Raw genomic sequence first — 14,347 nt, forward strand, 5'->3', positions numbered from 1 at the left:
ACGCCTGGGCGTCGGCTTTTTTATGCCTGTCAATTTAGCCTTGCATCACCTGTGACAGCAGCTCGTAGGAGTGCAGCCGATCGGCGTGCTCGTGCAGATCGCAGGTGAAGATCAGCTCATCGGCGCCGGTCTGTTCGATCAGGACTTCGAGCTTGGCGCGGATTTTCGCCGGGCTGCCGATCATCGCCAGGCCGAGGAAACTCGACACCGCTTCCTTCTCGTGGGGCAGCCACAGGCCGTCCATGCTGGTCACCGGCTTGCGCTGTACCAGGCTCTGGCCGCGCATCAGCGCCAGGATCCGCTGGTACACCGAGGTCGCCAGGTAGTCGGCCTGTTCATCGCTATCGGCCGCCACCAGCGGCACCCCCAGCATCACATAGGGCTTGTCGAGCACCGCCGAAGGCTTGAAGTGATTGCGATAGACGCGAATCGCCTCATGCAGGTAGCGCGGTGCGAAATGCGAGGCGAAGGCGTAGGGCAAACCCCGTTCCCCGGCCAATTGCGCACTGAACAGGCTGGAGCCCAGCAGCCACACCGGGACGTTGGTCCCGCTGCCCGGCATCGCGATCACCCGTTGTTCCGGGGTCCGTGGGCCGAGATAGGACATCAGTTCCGCCACGTCCTCGGGGAAGTCGTCGGCGCTGCCGGAGCGCTCCCGACGCAGGGCCCGGGCGGTCATCTGGTCGGAACCCGGCGCCCGGCCCAGGCCGAGGTCGATGCGTCCCGGGTACAGGCTTTCCAGGGTGCCGAACTGTTCGGCGATCACCAGCGGCGCGTGGTTGGGCAGCATCACCCCGCCGGAGCCGACGCGAATGGTCGAGGTGCCACCGGCCAGATAGCCGATCAGTACCGAGGTGGCGGAGCTGGCGATACCGTCCATGTTGTGGTGCTCGGCAACCCAGAAGCGCGTGTAGCCGAGCTTTTCCACGTGTTGCGCCAGGTCCAGGGAGTTGCGCAGAGACTGCGCCGGGCTGCCGTCTTCACGCACGGGCACCAGGTCGAGGGTCGAGAATTTAACAGCGGACAGCGGTTTCATAAGCCTGCTTCTCCTTGAGGGTGCGCAGGCCTTTGTCATGAGCCAAAACCTGCCGAAATCTGTAAGTCAGATCTATGCAATGTGGGCATATACCCGAGATTCAATAGTCAGAGTGAATTTGTCGGGTAAAGAGCGCCGCTGCACACCGGCTGAACTTTGCCATCAGATCTATCCTCAGAACCCTTAGGCAACAGAAACCAGCGTGGTGCGAGCTTTCGCATCGGTTCTTGAGGAGAAAGAGATGAGTATCAAAAAGAAAGCCTCGGCGCATTGGGAAGGTGATCTGAAAACCGGCATCGGCTCGATCTCGACCGAAACCGGGGTATTGCGCGAGGCGCCCTACGGCTTCAAGGCCCGTTTCGAGGGCGGCAAGGGCACCAATCCGGAGGAGTTGATCGGGGCCGCCCATGCGGGGTGCTTCTCCATGGCCTTTTCAATGATTCTCGGCGAGGCCGGGCTCAAGGCGGACAGCATCGACACCCAGGCCGAAGTGACCCTGGATCAGGTCGACGGCGGCTTCGCCATCACGGCGGTGCACCTGATCCTCAAGGCGAAGATCCCCGGCGCCAGCCAGCAGCAGTTCACCGAACTGAGCAACAAGGCCAAGGAAGGGTGTCCGGTGTCCAAGGTGCTCAACGCCAAGATCAGCCTGGACGCGACGCTGCTGGGCTGATGGTTTTGCTGGCAAGTCGGCTCCTGCAGCGGTCTGCGGGAACCGGCTTGCCGGCAAAGGCGTCTGTGCGGCGCACAAGCACCTGTGGTCGAATACGCGACGGCGGCTTCAGTGCACCCTCGTGCGCGCCGCAGTAAGGGAGCTTTAGATCATGAAACGTTTTGCCTTGGCGGTTGCAAGTTGCGCGCTGGCCACATCGGCCCTCGCCGCCCCCAAGCCTTGTGATGAACTCAAGGCCGAGATCGAAGCCAAGATCCAGGCTCAGGGCGTGCCTTCCTACACCCTGGAAATCGTCACCAACGACGAAGTCCATGACAACAACATGGTGGTCGGCAGCTGTGAGAACGGCACCAAGAAGATCATCTACCAGAAGAACGATCGCTGAGCCGCGTCAGGGCACGCAGTTGATCATCCGCTCCTCGGCCACGATCTCGCCCTGGGCGTTGTACAGCCGGGCGCTGGGGGTGAAGGCCAGGTTGCGCGCTTCCAGGCGATAGCGCTGGCCGCCCTGGAAATGGTCGTAGCGCAGGCTCAGGTAGCACAGGCGCTCCTGGGGGTCGTTGTTCATGCCCATGCCGCCGCTGAACACTTCGAAATCGAAGCGCACCATCAATTCGTGGCTGCCGGGGCTGACCTGGAAGTAGCGACCGTCCCTCAGGCGCTGGTTGTCCAGGCGCTCGGCCATGACCAGCTTGCCACCCGGAGTCGGCGTGGCCAGGTCGATCCAGGCCTGCTGGGGATCGACGTTGGGCAAGGGGCTGGAGCAGGCGCCGAGGGCGGCGAGGCTGAGGGCGAGCAGTAAGTGGCGCATGACAGTGGCCGATTGAGCGTGGGGAATTCGAGCATAACGCTGATCAGCGACCTTGGCAGCCCTCTGCTCGTGTTGCGGGCCTTTGCGCTGGCGTCACGGGTGCCTGGCGCAGCGTCGGGCTGGCGAGATAGTCTTGCCGGCAGATTTTCTGTGGATGATGCACATTGAACAGGCCGCCTTCATGCCATCGGATACGTGATGCCGTTTCGCGTCTCCTGCTGCCGATCCTGGTGCTTGGCCTGCTCAGCGGCTGCAGCAGCCTGGGTTACTACGGCCAACTGGCCAGCGGCCAGTTGCAACTGTTGCGGGCGCGCACCCCGGTGGCCGAGGTGCTGGCAGATCCCGCCCGTGACCCGACCCTGCGGGCCCACCTGGCCCAGTCGCAACAGGCCCGGGACTTTGCCAGCCGGCACCTGCACCTGCCGGACAACCGCAGCTACCGGCTGTATGTCGACATCGGCCGGCCCTATGTGGTGTGGAATGTGTTCGCTACGCCGGAGTTCTCCCTGAGCCCGCAGACTCACTGCTTTCCCATTGCCGGTTGCGTGGCCTATCGCGGCTATTACAGCCAGGGCGCGGCTCGCGGCGAGGCGGCGCTGCAGCGGCAACAGGGCATGGACGTGGCGATTGGCGGGGTGGAGGCCTATTCGACCCTGGGCTGGTTCGATGACCCGATCATCAGCTCGATGATGCACTGGGGCGATGAACGCCTGGCGACCCTGATCTTCCATGAGCTGGCGCATCAGCGCGTCTATGTGAAGGACGACACCCAGTTCAACGAATCCTTCGCCACCTTCGTCGAGCAGGAAGGCACCCGGCAATGGCGGGCCTATCGCGGGCTGGCGCCCCAGGACAATACCGACGTGCGTCAGCGCGATCAGTTCATCCAACTGTTGCTGGACACCCGCCAGCGCCTGGAGCGCCTGTATGCCCTGCCCTTGCCCGCCGAGCAGATGCGCCAGCGCAAGGCGCAGGCCTTCGAGACTTTGCGCCGGGATTACCGGCAGATGCGCGACAGTCAGTGGGCCGGTTCCAAGCGCTATGACGCCTGGATCGACCAGCCGCTGAACAACGCCCGCTTGCTGCCTTTCGGCCTGTACGACCAGTGGGTGCCGGCGTTTGCCGCGCTGTTCAAGCAGGTGAACGGGGATTGGCCGGCTTTCTTTCGCGCCGTGGAAACGCTGGGGCACTTGCCGGCCGAGCAGCGCAAGGCCGCTTTAGTGCGGCTGCAAGACGCTGCACCCGCTACGTAGGAACCAGGGCGAATACCTTGTGGCGAGGGAGCTTGCTCCCGCTGGACTGCGGAGCAGTCCCATTTCTAGGACCGCTGCGCGCGCCAGTGGAAGCAAGCTCTTACAGCGCTGTCCTTAACTGATCGGCATTAACCCTGGGAGCGCAAAAACGCCTGATGCAGCTCGGCCAGCGTCTCGAAGTGATAGGCCGGCGCCTCGGCGCTCAACTCCTCGCGGCTGCCAAAGCCATAGCCCACCGCTGCCGCGTCCAGGCCGTTGCGCTTGGCACCGATCAGGTCGTGCTTGCGGTCGCCGACCATCAGGGTCGTGGCGGGGTCCAGCTGTTCCTGTTCCAGCACGTGGGCGATCAGTTCCACCTTGTCGGTGCGGGTGCCGTCCAGTTCGCTGCCGTAGATCACCTTGAAGTGGCGGGCGAAGTCGAAGTGGCGGGCGATTTCCCGGGCGAAGACCCAGGGCTTGGAGGTCGCGATGTACAGCTGGCGCCCTTGCCCGCCGAGGGTTTCCAGCAGCGGCGTGACGCCGTCGAAGACGCGGTTCTCGTACAGGCCGGTGACCTTGAAGCGTTCGCGATAGAAGTTCACCGCCTCCCAGGCCCGGGCCTCGTCGAAACCGTAGAACTGCATGAAGGCCTGCAACAGCGGCGGGCCGATGAAATGTTCCAGGCGGGTCAGGTCCGGTTCGTCGATACCCAACTGGCCCAGGGCGAACTGGATCGAGCGGGTAATGCCTTCGCGGGGATCGGTCAGGGTGCCGTCGAGGTCGAACAGGACGGTTTGGTAATGCATGGCGGTTCCTCGGCAGTCAGTAGCGGATCAGGGCCGGTCGTAGCCTTCGGCCAGGTGCAGGTCCTTGAGTTTCACGTAGTTGGCGGCGCTGTAGGTGAAGAACGCCCGTTCCTTGTCGGTCAGCGGGCGCGCCTGCTTCACCGGGCTGCCGACATACAGGAAGCCGCTTTCCAGGCGCTTGCCCGGTGGCACCAGGCTGCCGGCGCCGACGATCACCTCGTCTTCCACCACCGCGCCGTCCATGACGATGCTGCCCATGCCGATCAGTACCCGGCTGCCGATGCTGCAGCCGTGGAGCATGACTTTGTGGGCGATGGTCACGTCGTCGCCGATCAGCAGCGGGAAGCCGTCGGGGTTGAAGGGGCCGGCGTGAGTGATGTGCAGCACGCTGGCGTCCTGCACGCTGGTGCGCGCGCCGATGCGGATGCGGTGCATGTCGCCGCGGATCACCGTCAGTGGCCAGACCGAGCTGTCGGCGCCGATTTCCACATCGCCGATGACCACGGCCGAGTGGTCGACAAAGGCCCGTTCGCCCAGGCTCGGGGTGTGGTTCTGATAGCTGCGAATGGCCAAGTGCGAATGCCTCTCTGAGATTTATTAATGGGGGCTATAGCTGCGGTGGCCGCTCATTGTAATTAAGATGGTGCTACGTTTCCCTGCATGTTTCTTCCAGCCAAGGTGCCCACCGTGAGTGTGAACAACCCTCTTCTGCAGCCCTACGACCTGCCGCCGTTCTCGGCGATCCGCGCCGAGCATGTGCAACCGGCCATCGAACAGATCCTGGCTGACAACCGCGCCGCCATCGCTGAAATCCTCAAGACCCAAGCCACCCAGCCCACCTGGGCCGGGCTGGTATTGGCCATGGACGAGCTCAATGATCGCCTGAGCGCGGCCTGGAGCCCGGTCAGCCACCTCAACGCGGTGTGCAACAGCGCCGAACTGCGTGAAGCCTACGAGGCCTGCCTGCCGGCCTTGAGCGCCTACTCCACGGAAATGGGCCAGAACCGCGAGCTGTTCCAGGCTTTCGACGCCCTGGCCAAGAGCCCCGAAGCCGCCGGTTTCGACGTGGCGCAGAAGACCATCCTCGAGCACTCCCTGCGGGACTTCCGCCTCTCGGGCATCGACCTGCCGCCGGAGCAGCAGCAGCGCTACGCGCAGGTGCAGAGCAAGCTGTCCGAGCTGGCCAGCCGTTTCTCCAACCAGTTGCTGGACGCCACCCAGGCCTGGACCAAGCACATTACCGACGAAGCGGCCCTGGCCGGCCTGACCGATTCGGCCAAGGCGCAGATGGCCGCCGCGGCCCAGGCCAAGGGCCTGGACGGCTGGCTGATCACCCTGGAATTCCCCAGCTACTACGCGGTGATGACCTATGCCCAGGACCGGGCCCTGCGTGAAGAGGTCTATGCCGCCTACTGCACCCGGGCGTCGGACCAAGGCCCTAACGCCGGTCAGCACGACAACGGCCCGGTGATGGAAGAGATCCTCGACCTGCGTCAGGAATTGGCCAAGCTCCTGGGCTTTGCCAGCTTTTCCGAACTCAGCCTGGCCACCAAGATGGCCGAGTCCAGCGATCAGGTGCTGAGCTTCCTGCGGGACCTGGCCAAGCGCAGCAAACCCTTTGCCGCTCAGGACCTGGAGCAGCTCAAGGCCTATGCCGCCGAACAGGGTTGCCCCGACCTGCAAAGCTGGGACAGCGGTTTCTATGGCGAGAAGCTGCGCGAGCAGCGTTACAGCGTGTCCCAGGAAGCCCTGCGCGCCTACTTCCCCATCGACAAGGTACTTGGCGGCCTGTTCGCCATCGTCCAGCGCCTGTACGGCATCGAGATCGCCGAACAGCAAGGCTTCGACAGCTGGCACCCGGACGTGCGCCTGTTCGAGATCAAGGAAAACGGCCAGCACGTCGGTCGCTTCTTCTTCGACCTCTACGCCCGCTCCAACAAGCGCGGCGGTGCCTGGATGGACGGCGCCCGTGACCGTCGCCGCACCGTGGGCGGCGTATTGCAGAGCCCGGTGGCCAACCTGGTGTGCAACTTCACCCCGGCCGACAGCGGCAAGCCTGCACTCCTGACCCACGACGAAGTCACCACCCTGTTCCACGAATTCGGCCATGGCCTGCACCACCTGCTGACCCGGGTCGAGCATGCCGGGGTTTCCGGCATCAATGGCGTGGCCTGGGACGCGGTGGAACTGCCGAGCCAGTTCATGGAGAACTGGTGCTGGGAGCCCGAAGGCCTGGCGCTGATCTCCGGTCACTATGAAACCGGCGAGCCGCTGCCCCAGGACCTGCTGCAGAAGATGCTGGCGGCGAAGAACTTCCAGTCCGGGCTGATGATGGTGCGCCAGCTGGAATTCTCGCTGTTCGACTTCGAACTGCATGCCACCCACGGCGACGGCCGCAGCGTGCTGCAAGTGCTGGAAACCGTGCGTGACGAAGTCTCGGTGATGCGTCCGCCGGCCTACAACCGCTTCCCCAACAGCTTCGCCCACATCTTCGCCGGTGGTTATGCGGCGGGTTACTACAGCTACAAATGGGCGGAAGTGCTGTCGGCCGATGCTTTCTCCAGGTTCGAGGAAGAGGGTGTGCTCAACCCAGCCACCGGGCGCGCCTTTCGCGAGGCGATCCTGGCCCGTGGCGGTTCCCAGGAGCCGATGGTGCTGTTCGTCGACTTCCGCGGACGGGCGCCGTCGATTGACGCACTCTTGCGCCATAGCGGCCTCAGCGAGGACGCGGCAGCATGAGTGACGCACCCGTGAAGACTAAGAAACGCTTTATCGCCGGGGCGGTGTGCCCGGCGTGCAGTGAGCAGGACAAGCTGATGATGTGGAGCGAGGACGACGTGCCCCATCGCGAGTGCGTGGCCTGTGGCTACGCCGACACCCTCAACGCCCAGGGGCTGTCGGTGCCCAAGGAACTGGGAACCCGGGTCAACCACGCGGCCCCCAAGGCCGCCGATACCAAGGTGCAATCGGTGCAGTTTTTCCCCAACCCCAAGTTGAAGAAAAAAACCGACTGACCAGGCAGTAAAAAGCCGGCTCCCTCGCAGGAGCCGGCTTGCCGGCGAAGCCATTCGCCACCCCCTTCCCTCACCACCTGCGCTTTCGCGAGCAAGCTCGCTCCTACAGAGGGGGCGGTGCTTAGTGGCTCAGCGGCTTGGTCGCGCCCACCGTCTCGAACCAGCTCTTCACCGAACAGGTGGCGAACACGCTGGTGCTGCAGTCGCCATTGGCCAGCGCGGTGCGCAACTTGTCGACATCGGCCTGCATCATGTAGCGAATGCCGTCCTTGAAGTGGGAACTGTCGCCAAATCCGCCTTGAGTCATTTCATTCAGTGCTTCCTCTTTGCTCCAACCCTGGACCACCACCCGGTACATGGCCGACATCAGGCCGGTGCGGTCCGAGCCATGTTTGCAGTGCATCAGCACCGGGCCCTGGGCTTCGGCGCTCTGGATGGCGCGCAGGGCCTTGAGCACGTCGGCGTCATCCACATGGTTGGTGCGGTAGGGCAACTGCACCTGGTTGATGCCCGGACTCGACAGCCAGCTGGAGTCGGACTCCGGAAGGAAGTTGATCACGGTCCCGACCTTGAGTTTTTCCAGCAGGGGCACCGCGCCCTTGTCCGGCAGGGCGCTGCGGTACAGGGTCGGCGACATCTGATACAGGTTGTATTGCTTCTCCACCGGCTGCGCCCATTGCTCCGGGCGATTGGCGGAAGTATCGGCGGCCCGGACCTGTGGCCCGGCGATCAGTGCCAGCAGCGACAGACAAAGTGCAGCAATGAATCGGGTTCTGGACATGTGAGGGTCACTGAATGAGGGCATTGAATGTCATCCAGTGTCCGCCACGCTCGGTCAAAGCCCTGTGAGCCGGCCGTCAAAGAAATGTGAAGCGGATGGGCCATATCCGGCCGCCTAAGATCTTTTTCGCCTGAAACGATTCATCCAGATGCTTAGCCTGCTACCATTTGTAACCAAAGTTTGCTGATGTGTTCATCCACCGGGCCTGGCCCGGCTTTTTGCGTTGCCCAAACATAAAGTCGCGCCATGACGCGGCTGACCAATCCATCAATGCCTGATGAGGTGCACCGATGTCCGATCAAGATCGAGACAACCCGCGGCGTGAGTTCTTGCGTAAATCCCTGACCCTGATCCCCGTGGTCACTGTCGCCAGTACCGGCCTGGGCAGTTCCATGCTGGCGGCGGCTCCCGAAGCGGCGGCCCCAGCCAGGCCGGCGGCGCCGGGCAAGCTGCCCACGGGCAGCCCGAGCTATGAACCGAGCTACTTCAGCGCCGAAGAGTGGGCCTTCATCAAGGCCGCGGTGGACCGCCTGATTCCCGCCGACGACATGGGCCCGGGTGCCCTGGAAGCCGGGGTGCCGGAGTACATCGACCGGCAAATGAACACCCCCTACGCCGCCGGTGCCCTGTGGTACATGCAAGGCCCGTTCAAGGCCGACGCCGCGCCGGAGATGGGCTGGCAGAGCAAGCTGGTGCCCAAGGACATCTATCGCCTGGGCATTGCCGCCGTGGATGCATGGTGCAAAGACCTCAAGGGTCAAGTTTTTGCCGCGCAAGACAGCGCTACCCGAGACGCTTTGCTCAAGCAGCTGGAAGCCGGAACCCCGCAGTTCGAGGCGGTCCCGGCCAAGCTTTTCTTCAATCTGCTGTTGCAGAACACCAAGGAAGGCTTCTTCAGCGACCCGATCCATGGCGGCAATAAAGGCCTGGTGGGCTGGACCCTGATCGGCTTTCCCGGCGCGCGCGCCGATTTCATGGACTGGGTGGAACGCAACGAGCAGTACCCCTTCCCGGCAGTATCGATTCGCGGCGAGAGGGCTTGAACATGACCACAGTGATGAAGAAGGTCGACGCGGTGATCGTCGGTTTCGGCTGGACCGGCGCGATCATGGCCAAGGAGCTGACCGAGGCCGGGCTCAACGTGCTGGCGCTGGAGCGTGGGCCGATGCAGGACACCTACCCTGACGGCAGCTATCCCCAGGTGATCGACGAGCTCACCTACAGCGTGCGCAAGAAACTCTTCCAGGACATTTCCAAGGAGACGGTGACCATTCGCCACAGCGTCAACGAGGTGGCCCTGCCCAACCGGCAACTGGGCGCCTTTCTGCCGGGCAACGGCGTGGGCGGTGCCGGCCTGCACTGGTCCGGGGTGCACTTTCGAGTCGACCCCATCGAACTGCGCATGCGCAGTCACTACGAAGAGCGCTACGGCAAGAGCTTCATCCCCAAGGACATGACCATCCAGGACTTCGGTGTCAGCTATGAAGAGCTGGAGCCGTTCTTCGACTTCGCGGAAAAGGTCTTCGGCACCTCCGGCCAGGCCTGGACCGTGAAGGGCCAGCGAGTGGGCGAAGGCAAGGGCGGCAACCCCTATGCGCCGGATCGCTCGGACCACTTCCCGCTGGAGTCGCAGAAGAACACCTATTCCGCACAGCTGTTTCAGAAAGCCGCCAGTGAGGTGGGCTACAAACCCTACAACCTGCCGTCGGCCAATACCTCGGGGCCCTACACCAACCCCTATGGCGCGCAGATGGGGCCGTGCAACTTCTGCGGTTTCTGCAGTGGCTACGTCTGCTACATGTATTCCAAGGCCTCGCCCAATGTGAACATTCTGCCGGCCCTCAAGCCGCTGCCGAATTTCGAGTTGCGCCCCAATTCCCACGTGCTCAAGGTCAACCTCGACAGCAGCAAGACCCGCGCCACCGGCGTCACCTATGTCGACGGCCAGGGCCGGGAGATCGAGCAGCCGGCGGACCTGGTGATCCTCGGCGCCTTCCAGTTGCACAACGTGCGGCTGATGCTGCTGTCGGGCATCGGCAAGCCCTACGACCCGATCAGCGGCGAAGGCGTGGTGGGCAGGAACTTCGCCTACCAGAACATGGCCACCATCAAGGCCTACTTCGACAAGGACGTGCACACCAACAACTTCATCGGCGCCGGCGGCAACGGCGTGGCGGTGGACGACTTCAACGCCGACAACTTCGACCACGGCCCGCACGGCTTCGTCGGCGGCTCGCCGATGTGGGTCAACCAGGCCGGCAGCCGGCCGATTGCCGGCACCTCGAACCCGCCGGGCACTCCGGCCTGGGGCAGCGCCTGGAAGAAAGCCACCGCCGACTACTACACCCACCAGGTGTCGATGGACGCCCACGGCGCGCATCAGTCCTACCGTGGCAACTACCTGGATCTGGACCCGGTGTACCGCGATGCCTACGGCTTGCCGCTGCTGCGGATGACCTTCGACTGGCAGGAAAACGACATCAAGATGAACCGCTTCATGGTCGAGAAGATGGGCAAGATCGCCGAGGCGATGAACCCCAAGGCCATTGCCCGGCTGGGCAAGCAGGTGGGTGAGCGCTTCAACACCGCGTCCTACCAGACCACCCACCTGAACGGTGGCGCGATCATGGGCACCGATCCCAAGACCAGCGCCCTGAACCGCTACTTGCAGAGCTGGGACGTGCACAACGTCTTCGTTCCCGGGGCTTCGGCCTTCCCCCAGGGCCTGGGCTACAACCCCACCGGCCTGGTGGCGGCGCTGACCTACTGGTCGGCCCGGGCGATCCGCGAGCAGTACCTGAAGAACCCCGGCCCGCTGGTGCAGGCATAAGGAGCGATGACCATGAAAGCACTCGTTATCGCCACCCTGGCCCTGCTGGGCAGCGCCTCGGTCAGCGCCGCCGAAGCGGATCAGCAGGCCCTGGTGCAACAGGGCGAATACCTGGCCCGCGCCGGAGACTGCGTGGCCTGCCACACCGCCAAGGACGGCAAGCCGTTCGCCGGCGGGCTACCGATGGAAACCCCCATCGGCGTGATTTATTCCACCAACATCACCCCGGACAAGACCGGCATCGGCGACTACAGCTTCGAGGACTTCGACCAGGCCGTGCGCCATGGCGTGGCCAAGGGCGGCAGTACCCTGTACCCGGCCATGCCCTTCCCGTCCTATGCCCGGGTCAGCGACGCCGACATGCAGGCGCTCTACGCCTACTTCATGAAGGGCGTGGCGCCGGTGGCCAGGGACAATCAGGACAGCGACATTCCCTGGCCCCTGAGCATGCGCTGGCCGTTGTCGATCTGGCGCTGGATGTTCGCCCCGAGCGTGGAAACCCCGGCACTGGCGGCCGGCAGCGACCCGGTGATCAGTCGCGGCGCCTACCTGGTGGAAGGCCTGGGCCACTGCGGCGCCTGCCATACGCCTCGGGCCCTGACCATGCAGGAGAAGGGCCTGAGCGCCAGCGACGGCAGTGCTTTCCTCTCCGGCAGCGCACCGCTGGAAGGCTGGATCGCCAAGAACCTGCGGGGCGATCACCAGGACGGCCTGGGCAGCTGGAGCGAAGAGCAGCTGGTGCAGTTTCTCAAGACCGGCCGCAGCGATCGCAGCGCGGTGTTCGGCGGCATGAGCGATGTGGTGGTGCACAGCATGCAGTACCTGAGCGAGGCCGACCTGACGGCGATTGCCCGCTACCTCAAGTCACTGCCGGCCAAGGACCCCAAGGACCTGCCGCACACGTATGACCAGCAGGTGGCCCAAGCCCTGTGGAACGGTGACGACAGCAAGCCCGGCGCGGCGGTGTACATCGACAACTGCGCGGCCTGCCACCGTACCGACGGCCATGGCTACACCCGGGTGTTCCCGGCGTTGGCGGGCAACCCGGTGCTGCAGTCGGCGGATGCCACCTCGCTGATCCACATCGTGCTCAAGGGCGGCACCTTGCCAGCCACCCACAGCGCGCCGTCGACCTTCACCATGCCGCCCTTCGCCTGGCGCCTGTCGGACCAGGAGGTGGCCGACGTGGTCAACTTCATCCGCAGCAGCTGGGGCAATCAGGCTTCGTCGGTCAAGCCCGGGGACGTGGCCGCGCTGCGCAAGGGCGACCTGCAGAGCAGGTCCAACGACGATTTGGGGCCCTTCACTCGTCACTAGCGTCAAGGCCGGCGCCCGCTGCGGGCGTCGGTCCGGCGCTGGCTGTTGTGCCCTGGGTGAAGCGCTGGATGCCCAAGCGGCTTTGCAGCTGATAGCCGGCGATGCAGTCCGCCAGCCCGGCGTTCATCAGGTCTTCCCAGCTTGCCGGGAGCAGGCCGATGCCATCGTGGTGGGGGCTCCAGCGCACTTCGGCGAACTTCGGGTCCGCTTCATCGAAGGGTTGCTGGACGCTCACCGCGGCCTTTTCGATGTCCTGGGTGCACAGCTCGAATTCGCAGGCCAGGCCCCAGAGCTGGCCATCGGGCGCCCTGACGATGATCAGGTCGGCGCCTTGTTCGTAGCTGGGGAGGTAGGCATCCGCCGCGTAGAAGATCTTTTCCAGCGTGCCGGGCGTCCTGGGCATGTTTGCGCTCCTGTTGTTTGAGCCTGCCTTATACCCTAACACCACAAACCTGTAGGAGCCGGCTTGCCGGCGAAGGTGCGTTAAGGCCTGCGTCGCGCGGGGGTAGGTTTGCTTGCGGGTGTGTTTCGGTCCGGCGGTGCTGGTCAGATAAATCCGACTTCATTACTGTATGCGCATACAGTAATGGAGCGCTCCCATGTTCACCCCTCTGCCTCCCCGTGGTCGCGGCACCGCGAGCAATCCGCACAACCGTTTCGCGCCCAAGCGTTCGGTGGCCGAGGACGACGGCTGGTATCAGGAGGTGCCGCTGACCCAGGGCACCGAGGTGCGTTTTGAAACGGCCAAGTCAATCATCACCCGCAACAGTTCGCCGGACCTGCCCTTCGACCGTTCGATCAATCCCTATCGCGGTTGCGAGCATGGCTGCATCTACTGCTACGCGCGGCCCAGCCACGCTTACTGGGACATGTCGCCGGGGCTGGACTTTGAAACCAAGCTGATCGCCAAGAGCAACGCTGCCGCCCTGCTGGAGCAGCAGTTGTCCAGGCCCGGCTATCGCTGCGCCCCGATCAACCTGGGGTCCAACACCGATCCCTATCAGCCCATCGAGCGCGAGCAGCAACTGACCCGGCGCACCCTGGAGGTGCTGCTGCGCTACCGGCACCCGGTGACCATCGTCACCAAGGGCTCGCTGATCCTGCGCGACCTGGACCTGCTGGCCGAGCTGGCCCGGCAGCGGCTGGTGGCGGTGATGATCAGCCTGACCACCCTGGACGATGAGTTGAAGCGCATTCTCGAACCCCGGGCGGCGGCGCCCAAGGCGCGATTGCGGGCGATCCGGGTGATGCGTGAAGCAGGCATTCCGGTCGGGGTGCTGTGTTCGCCGATGATCCCGATGATCAACGACAGCGAGCTGGAAAGCCTGCTCAACGAGGCCCATGCCGCCGGGGCGCAGAGCGCCGCCTATATGATGCTGCGCCTGCCCCTGGAGGTGGCGCCGCTGTTCGAGGAATGGCTGGCAGCGCATTACCCGCAACGGGCTGCCCATGTGCTCAGCCTGATCCGCCAGAGCCGCGGCGGTGAGCTGTATGACAGTCGCTTTGGCAGCCGCATGCGCGGTGAGGGACCTTTCGCCGACCTGCTGGCCCAGCGTTTTGCCAAGGCTCTCAGGCGTCTGGGGCTCAATCGCCGCGAGGGGTTCGATCTCGACTGCTCGGCCTTCTGTCCGCCCGGCGGACAGATGTCGTTGCTCTGAGCGGCATTGGCCTATCTTGAGGGGTGGGCGGCGTTGGCCGAGGGCCGCCGGTCACCTTTTGCTATCGCCAATAGTGGCGTTCTAGAGCCTTGCATTCAGTTTGAGTTAAGTTTTTGTGGCTACTTTGTTCATCGAGTGACCCATTGGTCGCGTTCGGCGGCTCGGTTGTTTTTTAATCGATTGCTGGCG

General features: G+C 64.1%; 15 protein-coding genes. 9 read left to right on the plus strand and 6 right to left on the minus strand.

The window, feature by feature from the left end; genetic code table 11:
• Positions 1-34 precede the first annotated feature (34 nt).
• Complete coding sequence (locus PST29_RS00225) at positions 35-1,036, minus strand: LLM class flavin-dependent oxidoreductase (RefSeq protein WP_060842062.1); 1,002 nt, start codon at positions 1,034-1,036, stop codon at positions 35-37.
• 241 nt (positions 1,037-1,277) lie between these two features.
• Here PST29_RS00225 and PST29_RS00230 point away from each other — a divergent pair, with 241 nt between their 5' ends.
• Positions 1,278-1,709, plus strand: coding sequence for an OsmC family protein (locus PST29_RS00230; RefSeq protein WP_060836849.1), 432 nt, complete (start codon positions 1,278-1,280; stop codon positions 1,707-1,709).
• Between the two features lie 151 nt (positions 1,710-1,860).
• A complete protein-coding gene (locus PST29_RS00235; RefSeq protein WP_060836850.1) occupies positions 1,861-2,094 on the plus strand; it encodes a DUF1161 domain-containing protein in 234 nt (77 codons plus the stop codon).
• Between the two features lie 6 nt (positions 2,095-2,100).
• On the opposite strand, the gene PST29_RS00240 is transcribed toward PST29_RS00235, so the two are convergent.
• Positions 2,101-2,520 carry a PA0061/PA0062 family lipoprotein gene (locus PST29_RS00240; protein ID WP_060842063.1) on the minus strand — a complete coding sequence of 140 codons (420 nt, stop codon included), beginning with the start codon at positions 2,518-2,520 and terminating at the stop codon, positions 2,101-2,103.
• 164 nt (positions 2,521-2,684) lie between these two features.
• On the opposite strand from PST29_RS00240, the gene PST29_RS00245 reads away from it, so the two are divergent.
• Complete coding sequence (locus PST29_RS00245; RefSeq protein ID WP_060842064.1) at positions 2,685-3,773, plus strand: aminopeptidase; 1,089 nt, start codon at positions 2,685-2,687, stop codon at positions 3,771-3,773.
• Positions 3,774-3,901: 128 nt separating this feature from the next.
• On the opposite strand, the gene PST29_RS00250 is transcribed toward PST29_RS00245, so the two are convergent.
• Positions 3,902-4,558 carry an HAD family hydrolase gene (locus tag PST29_RS00250; protein WP_060842065.1) on the minus strand — a complete coding sequence of 219 codons (657 nt, stop codon included), beginning with the start codon at positions 4,556-4,558 and terminating at the stop codon, positions 3,902-3,904.
• Between the two features lie 27 nt (positions 4,559-4,585).
• Entirely contained in the window at positions 4,586-5,131 is a 546-nt protein-coding gene (locus PST29_RS00255; RefSeq protein ID WP_060842066.1) for a gamma carbonic anhydrase family protein, read from the minus strand.
• Positions 5,132-5,218: 87 nt separating this feature from the next.
• On the opposite strand from PST29_RS00255, the gene prlC reads away from it, so the two are divergent.
• Both prlC and PST29_RS00265 read left to right on the plus strand, forming a co-directional pair.
• Entirely contained in the window at positions 5,219-7,297 is a 2,079-nt protein-coding gene (gene prlC, locus PST29_RS00260) for an oligopeptidase A (protein ID WP_173664395.1), read from the plus strand.
• The gene (locus PST29_RS00265; RefSeq protein WP_060836855.1) at positions 7,294-7,572 is read left to right on the plus strand and encodes a YheV family putative zinc ribbon protein; all 279 of its coding nucleotides are present in this window, start codon (positions 7,294-7,296) and stop codon (positions 7,570-7,572) included. The genes prlC and PST29_RS00265 overlap by 4 nt, the downstream gene beginning before the upstream one ends.
• Positions 7,573-7,693: 121 nt before the next feature.
• Here the strand turns inward: PST29_RS00265 and PST29_RS00270 are convergent, their stop codons facing one another.
• Positions 7,694-8,353, minus strand: a complete 660-nt coding sequence (locus tag PST29_RS00270) for a phosphatase domain-containing protein (protein ID WP_060842067.1) — start codon at positions 8,351-8,353, stop codon at positions 7,694-7,696.
• A gap of 290 nt (positions 8,354-8,643) precedes the next feature.
• On the opposite strand from PST29_RS00270, the gene PST29_RS00275 reads away from it, so the two are divergent.
• From PST29_RS00275 to PST29_RS00285, 3 genes are read left to right on the plus strand one after another with little or no spacing between them, the layout of a single operon-like run.
• The gene (locus tag PST29_RS00275) at positions 8,644-9,396 is read left to right on the plus strand and encodes a gluconate 2-dehydrogenase subunit 3 family protein (protein WP_060842068.1); all 753 of its coding nucleotides are present in this window, start codon (positions 8,644-8,646) and stop codon (positions 9,394-9,396) included.
• Between the two features lie 2 nt (positions 9,397-9,398).
• Positions 9,399-11,183, plus strand: a complete 1,785-nt coding sequence (locus PST29_RS00280; protein ID WP_060836858.1) for a GMC family oxidoreductase — start codon at positions 9,399-9,401, stop codon at positions 11,181-11,183.
• Positions 11,184-11,195: 12 nt separating this feature from the next.
• Positions 11,196-12,500: a c-type cytochrome gene (locus tag PST29_RS00285; protein ID WP_060842069.1), complete on the plus strand. Its 1,305-nt coding sequence runs from the start codon at positions 11,196-11,198 to the stop codon at positions 12,498-12,500.
• Here PST29_RS00285 and PST29_RS00290 read toward each other — a convergent pair.
• Positions 12,487-12,903 carry a hypothetical protein gene (locus PST29_RS00290; protein ID WP_232513189.1) on the minus strand — a complete coding sequence of 139 codons (417 nt, stop codon included), beginning with the start codon at positions 12,901-12,903 and terminating at the stop codon, positions 12,487-12,489. The genes PST29_RS00285 and PST29_RS00290 overlap by 14 nt on opposite strands.
• 196 nt (positions 12,904-13,099) lie before the next feature.
• On the opposite strand from PST29_RS00290, the gene PST29_RS00295 reads away from it, so the two are divergent.
• Complete coding sequence (locus tag PST29_RS00295) at positions 13,100-14,158, plus strand: PA0069 family radical SAM protein (protein WP_060842070.1); 1,059 nt, start codon at positions 13,100-13,102, stop codon at positions 14,156-14,158.
• The last annotated feature ends 189 nt before the right edge of the window (positions 14,159-14,347 follow it).

Origin of the sequence: Pseudomonas sp. St29, assembly GCF_001547915.1 — a bacterium.
Lineage (GTDB): Bacteria > Pseudomonadota > Gammaproteobacteria > Pseudomonadales > Pseudomonadaceae > Aquipseudomonas.

Bases quoted from the DNA above. Each gene is read 5' to 3' on its own strand.
- PST29_RS00225 (WP_060842062.1), bottom strand. From the start codon at position 1,036: ATGAAACCGCTGTCCGCTGTTAAATTCTCGACCCTCGACCTGGTGCCC.
- PST29_RS00230 (WP_060836849.1), top strand. From the start codon at position 1,278: ATGAGTATCAAAAAGAAAGCCTCGGCGCATTGGGAAGGTGATCTGAAA.
- PST29_RS00235 (WP_060836850.1), top strand. From the start codon at position 1,861: ATGAAACGTTTTGCCTTGGCGGTTGCAAGTTGCGCGCTGGCCACATCG.
- PST29_RS00240 (WP_060842063.1), bottom strand. From the start codon at position 2,520: ATGCGCCACTTACTGCTCGCCCTCAGCCTCGCCGCCCTCGGCGCCTGC.
- PST29_RS00250 (WP_060842065.1), bottom strand. From the start codon at position 4,558: ATGCATTACCAAACCGTCCTGTTCGACCTCGACGGCACCCTGACCGAT.
- prlC (WP_173664395.1), top strand. From the start codon at position 5,219: ATGTTTCTTCCAGCCAAGGTGCCCACCGTGAGTGTGAACAACCCTCTT.
- PST29_RS00265 (WP_060836855.1), top strand. From the start codon at position 7,294: ATGAGTGACGCACCCGTGAAGACTAAGAAACGCTTTATCGCCGGGGCG.
- PST29_RS00270 (WP_060842067.1), bottom strand. From the start codon at position 8,353: ATGTCCAGAACCCGATTCATTGCTGCACTTTGTCTGTCGCTGCTGGCA.
- PST29_RS00275 (WP_060842068.1), top strand. From the start codon at position 8,644: ATGTCCGATCAAGATCGAGACAACCCGCGGCGTGAGTTCTTGCGTAAA.
- PST29_RS00280 (WP_060836858.1), top strand. From the start codon at position 9,399: ATGACCACAGTGATGAAGAAGGTCGACGCGGTGATCGTCGGTTTCGGC.
- PST29_RS00285 (WP_060842069.1), top strand. From the start codon at position 11,196: ATGAAAGCACTCGTTATCGCCACCCTGGCCCTGCTGGGCAGCGCCTCG.
- PST29_RS00290 (WP_232513189.1), bottom strand. From the start codon at position 12,903: ATGCCCAGGACGCCCGGCACGCTGGAAAAGATCTTCTACGCGGCGGAT.
- PST29_RS00295 (WP_060842070.1), top strand. From the start codon at position 13,100: ATGTTCACCCCTCTGCCTCCCCGTGGTCGCGGCACCGCGAGCAATCCG.